Origin of the sequence: Mesorhizobium sp. M7A.F.Ca.CA.002.05.1.1, assembly GCF_003998335.1 — a bacterium.
In the GTDB taxonomy this organism is placed as follows: Bacteria; Pseudomonadota; Alphaproteobacteria; order Rhizobiales; family Rhizobiaceae; genus Mesorhizobium.
Genome location: NZ_RZQI01000486.1, coordinates 1 through 4515 on the forward strand (window position 1 = coordinate 1; position 4515 = coordinate 4515).

Annotated in this window: 3 protein-coding genes; 2 read left to right on the forward strand and 1 reads right to left on the reverse strand. The window is 63.2% G+C overall.

Annotated elements, in window-relative coordinates:
• On the forward strand, positions 1-2576 hold a 2576-nt coding region (polA, locus tag EN939_RS22160), incomplete at its 5' end, for a DNA polymerase I (RefSeq protein WP_127269672.1).
• Between the two features lie 231 nt (positions 2577-2807).
• Here the strand turns inward: polA and EN939_RS22165 are convergent.
• On the reverse strand, positions 2808-3212 hold the full coding sequence (locus EN939_RS22165; protein ID WP_056594898.1) for a Fur family transcriptional regulator: 405 nt from the start codon (positions 3210-3212) through the stop codon (positions 2808-2810).
• A gap of 244 nt (positions 3213-3456) precedes the next feature.
• Between EN939_RS22165 and EN939_RS22170 the strand changes: the two genes are divergently transcribed.
• On the forward strand, positions 3457-4515 hold a 1059-nt coding region (locus EN939_RS22170; RefSeq protein ID WP_164751142.1), incomplete at its 3' end, for a caspase family protein.

Consider the following 4515-nt stretch of genomic DNA (forward strand, 5'->3'; position numbering starts at 1 on the left):
CCTATGCGAGGCTCGCCTGCGAAGCCGGCGGCGATACCACCATCATCTCCTCCGACAAGGACCTGATGCAGCTGGTTGGCGATACGGTCGCCATGTACGACCCGATGAAGGACCGCCAGATCGGCATTCCGGAAGTCATAGAAAAATGGGGCGTGCCGCCGGAGAAGATGGTCGACCTGCAGGCGCTGACCGGCGATTCGGTCGACAATGTGCCTGGTGTGCCCGGCATAGGGCCGAAGACGGCGGCGCAACTGCTCGAACAGTTCGGTGACCTCGACACGCTGCTGGCCCGGGCCGGCGAGATCAAGCAGGACAAGAGGCGCGAATCGATCATCGCCAATGCCGACAAGGCGCGCATTTCTCGTCAGCTGGTGACGCTGATGAACGATGTGCCGGTGACCGAGGGACTGGAGGATTTCGTGCTGCACGCGCCGGACGGTCCGAAGCTGATCGGTTTCCTCAAGACCATGGAATTCACGTCACTGACCCGCCGTGTGGCGGAAGCGACCAGCACCGAGGCCGGCGACGTCCAGGCCGTCGCGGTCACCGTCGAACGCGCCGATCATGCTCATGGCCCAGATGTCGGGGCCGGGTTGCCGCCGGTTGCCCGAAACGCGTCCGGCACTGAACCGGACGAAGCCGGCGGGACGGCGGAGACGTCAAAACAAGGCGATACCCCTTCCCTGCTCGCGGCACTGCGGCTGGAGCGCGCGGCCACCGGCAAGATCGATATTTCTGCCTATCATTGCATTCGCGATGTCTCGACCCTGAAAGCCTGGGTGGCCGAGGCACGGGAGGCGGGCATCGCCGCCTTCGATGTCCGGGCAACATCGGCTGATCCGATGCAGGCCGAACTCATCGGCATGGCCATCGCCACAGCGCCCGGCCGCGCCGCCTACATTCCTTTTGCCCACATGAGCGGCAATGGCGACCTGCTCGGTGGTGGCGCGCTCGAAAACCAGATTGCGCTGCGCGAGGCGCTGGCCGTGCTGAAACCGCTGCTCGAAGACCGATCGGTTCTCAAGGTGGCGCAGAATCTGAAATACGATCTTGTGATCATGAGCCGCTACGGCATCGATGTCGCGCCGTTCGACGACACCATGCTGATCTCCTACGTGCTCGATGCCGGCACGCCCCATGGTCATGGCATGGATGCGCTTGCCGAAAAGTGGCTCGGTCATACCCCTCTCCAACTCAAGGATGTGACCGGCTCGGGCAAAAGCTCCGTCGGTTTCGATCAGGTCGACATCGACAAGGCGACGGCTCATGCCGCTGAGGACGCCGATGTGACGCTTCGGCTCTGGCTGGTGCTGAAACCGCGGCTTGCCGCCAAGGGCCTGGTGTCTGTCTATGAGCGGTTGGAGCGGCCGCTGGTGCCGGTGCTGGCGCGCATGGAACAGCGCGGCATCTCGGTCGACCGGCAGATCCTGTCGCGGCTCTCCGGCGAACTGGCCCAGGGCGCCGCTCGCCTTGAAGAGGAAATCTACCAGCTCATCGGCGAACGCATCAACATCGGCTCGCCAAAGCAGCTCGGCGACATCCTGTTCGGGCGCATGGGCCTGCCCGGCGGTTCCAAGACCAAGACCGGCCAGTGGTCGACGTCGGCGCAGCTTCTCGAAGATCTCGCCGCGGAAGGCCACGAACTGCCGCGCAAGATCGTCGACTGGCGCCAGCTGACCAAGCTGAAATCGACCTATACTGATGCGCTGCCCGGCTTCATCCATCCCGACACCAAGCGCGTCCACACGTCCTACGCGCTGGCCGCGACGACGACGGGCCGGCTGTCGTCCTCCGACCCGAACCTGCAGAACATCCCGGTTCGCACCGCCGAAGGCCGCAAGATCAGGACCGCCTTCATCACCGACAAGAGCCACCGCCTGGTCTCGGCCGACTACAGCCAGATCGAGCTGCGGGTGCTCGCCCATGTCGCCGAAATCCCGCAATTGCGGCAGGCTTTCGCCGACGGCGCCGACATCCATGCCATCACCGCGTCGGAGATGTTCAACGTGCCGGTCGAAGGCATGCCTTCGGAAGTCCGCCGCCGCGCCAAGGCGATCAATTTCGGCATCATCTACGGCATTTCGGCCTTCGGTCTCGCCAATCAGTTGTCGATCCCGCGCGAGGAGGCAGGCAACTACATCAAGAAGTATTTCGAGCGCTTCCCCGGCATCCGAGACTATATCGAGGAGACCAAGGCCTATGCCCGCGAGCATGGCTTTGTCGAAACGATCTTCGGCCGCCGCATCCATTACCCCGATATAAGATCGTCCAATCCCTCGCTCCGCGCGTTCAACGAGCGCGCCTCGATCAACGCCCGCCTGCAAGGCACCGCCGCCGACATCATCCGCCGTGCCATGATCCGCATGGAGGAGGCTCTGGAAAAAGCAGGCCTTTCGGCACGCATGCTGCTGCAGGTGCATGACGAATTGATCTTCGAGACCGTCGAGGCGGAAGTCGAGGCAACGATCCCGGTCGTGCGTCACGTCATGGAGAACGCGGCGATGCCGGCGGTCTCGATGTCGGTGCCGCTGCATGTCGACGCGCGGGCGGCGAACAACTGGGACGAGGCGCATTAGCCGTCGTCGTCATCCTAGGGCGGAGCGACGCGAAGCGGAGCGCAGACCCTAGGATCCATGCCGTTACATTAGCCTTGGATGCAACGGTGCAAAATGAAGCCGCTTCCGAGGCTGCGCCAAGTATCCTTAAATCTGGGCCGCCGCGACATTCTCATGTCACGGCATGGATCCTAGGGTCTCCGCGACGTCGCTTCGCTCCTGCTTCGCCCTAGGATGACGAAGCGATGGGCCTCAAGCCGCTTCGGCCAGGCACTTGGCACACGTCCCGCGAAATTCGATCACCGCCTTCTTGGCGGCGAAGCCGGTGGAGCGCACCCATTCGTCCAACTGGTGGCCGACATCGTGGTCGGACATTTCGGTGACCTGCCCGCATGTGTCGCAGATCGCGAAGGCGGTCATCGAGTGGTTGTGGTCGTGCGGTTCGGCGCAGGCGACGAAGGAGTTGATGCTTTCGAGCCGATGCACGAAACCTGACTTCACCAGCGTATCGAGCGCGCGATAGACCTGGAGCGGCGCGCGAAAACCGCGCTCGCGCAGTTGGTCGAGCAAGGTGTAGGCACTGAGCGGTCCGCTGGCGGTCTCGAGTTTCTCGAGCACGCACAGCTGGTTCTTCGTCAGCACATCCCTTGCCGCCATGATCCTGTTTCCAACTCGCCTTGCGTCGCTTGTGCCGCGCACAAACGATCCATGTCCCATCCAGATAGCGACGAACAGGCCTTTTTGCTACTGTTTCCAGCATTCTGCCCGCGAGGCTGTCGAGAACATCGATCGGAGCGGGGCAACAGGCAGGTTGCTCTGCGATGTGACGTTCAAAATACTGACAATATCTTCGGCAAGGATTGCCGCGCTTGGAAATTCGGTCGGGCTTGGGGAAGCAATCATGATCAAATTGACGCGGCGGACGCTGCTGGTCGGCACGTCCGCCTTGACCATGGCCGGCATGGTATCGTTCCGAACCATGGCCGCATCGCGCATCTACCATGCGCTGCTGGTCGCCTGCACCGAATATCCCAACCTGCCGCAGAGGAACTGGCTTGTCGGGCCGAAGAACGATGCAGCCCTCGTCCACGACTATCTGCTGAAGAATGTGCCCGACCCCGTGCGCTTCGCGCCGGAAAACGTCACGCTGCTCGCCAAGGATGTCCCCGGCGCCAGTGGCCTGCCGACCCATGCGGCGATCAAGGCTGCATTGGCCGACCTTGCCGCCAAGGTTCAGCGCGACGATTTCGTCTATCTGCATCTGTCCGGTCACGGTGCCCAGCAGCCGCAGATGGTCAAGGGCGACGAGACCGACGGGCTCGACGAGATCTTCCTGCCCGTAGATATCGGCAAATGGATCAACCGTGATGCCGGCGTGCCCAATGCGCTGATCGACAACGAAATCGGCGCGGCACTCGACGCCATCCGCGACAAGGGTGCTTTCGTCTGGGTTGTGTTCGACTGCTGCCATTCCGGAACCGCGACACGCGCCGTCGAGGTCGATGACGAGCTGGAGCGCAAGGTCGAGTTCGCCGACCTGGTCGGCGGCAACGAGTCCGAGCGGGCTGCCGCGATCGAGGCCTATGACGAGGTGATTTCGGTCGCCGGCTCGCGCGGCATCGACGACAATGGCACGCGCAAGCCCGCCTTCACCCTGACGCCGACCGGTGGCGAACCGATCACCAAGGGCAAGCTGGTCGCCTTCTATGCCGCGCAGACGGTGGAGACGACGCCCGAGATGCCGTTGCCCAAGGGCATCGCGGATGCGCCGCGCTTGGGCCTGTTCACCTTCACCATCCTGTCCAAACTGGCCGAGAATCCCAACGTCACCTATCGCCAGCTCGGCCAGGCCGTGCTGCAGCAATATTCGGCCGACAGCCGCACCCGGCCGACACCGCTGTTCGAGGGCGAACTGGATGCCCGCGTCTTCGGCACCGACAAGACCGATGCAGTCATGCAG

Coding starts and splice junctions, on each gene's coding strand:
- EN939_RS22165 (WP_056594898.1), bottom strand. CDS start 3,212: ATGGCGGCAAGGGATGTGCTGACGAAGAACCAGCTGTGCGTGCTCGAG.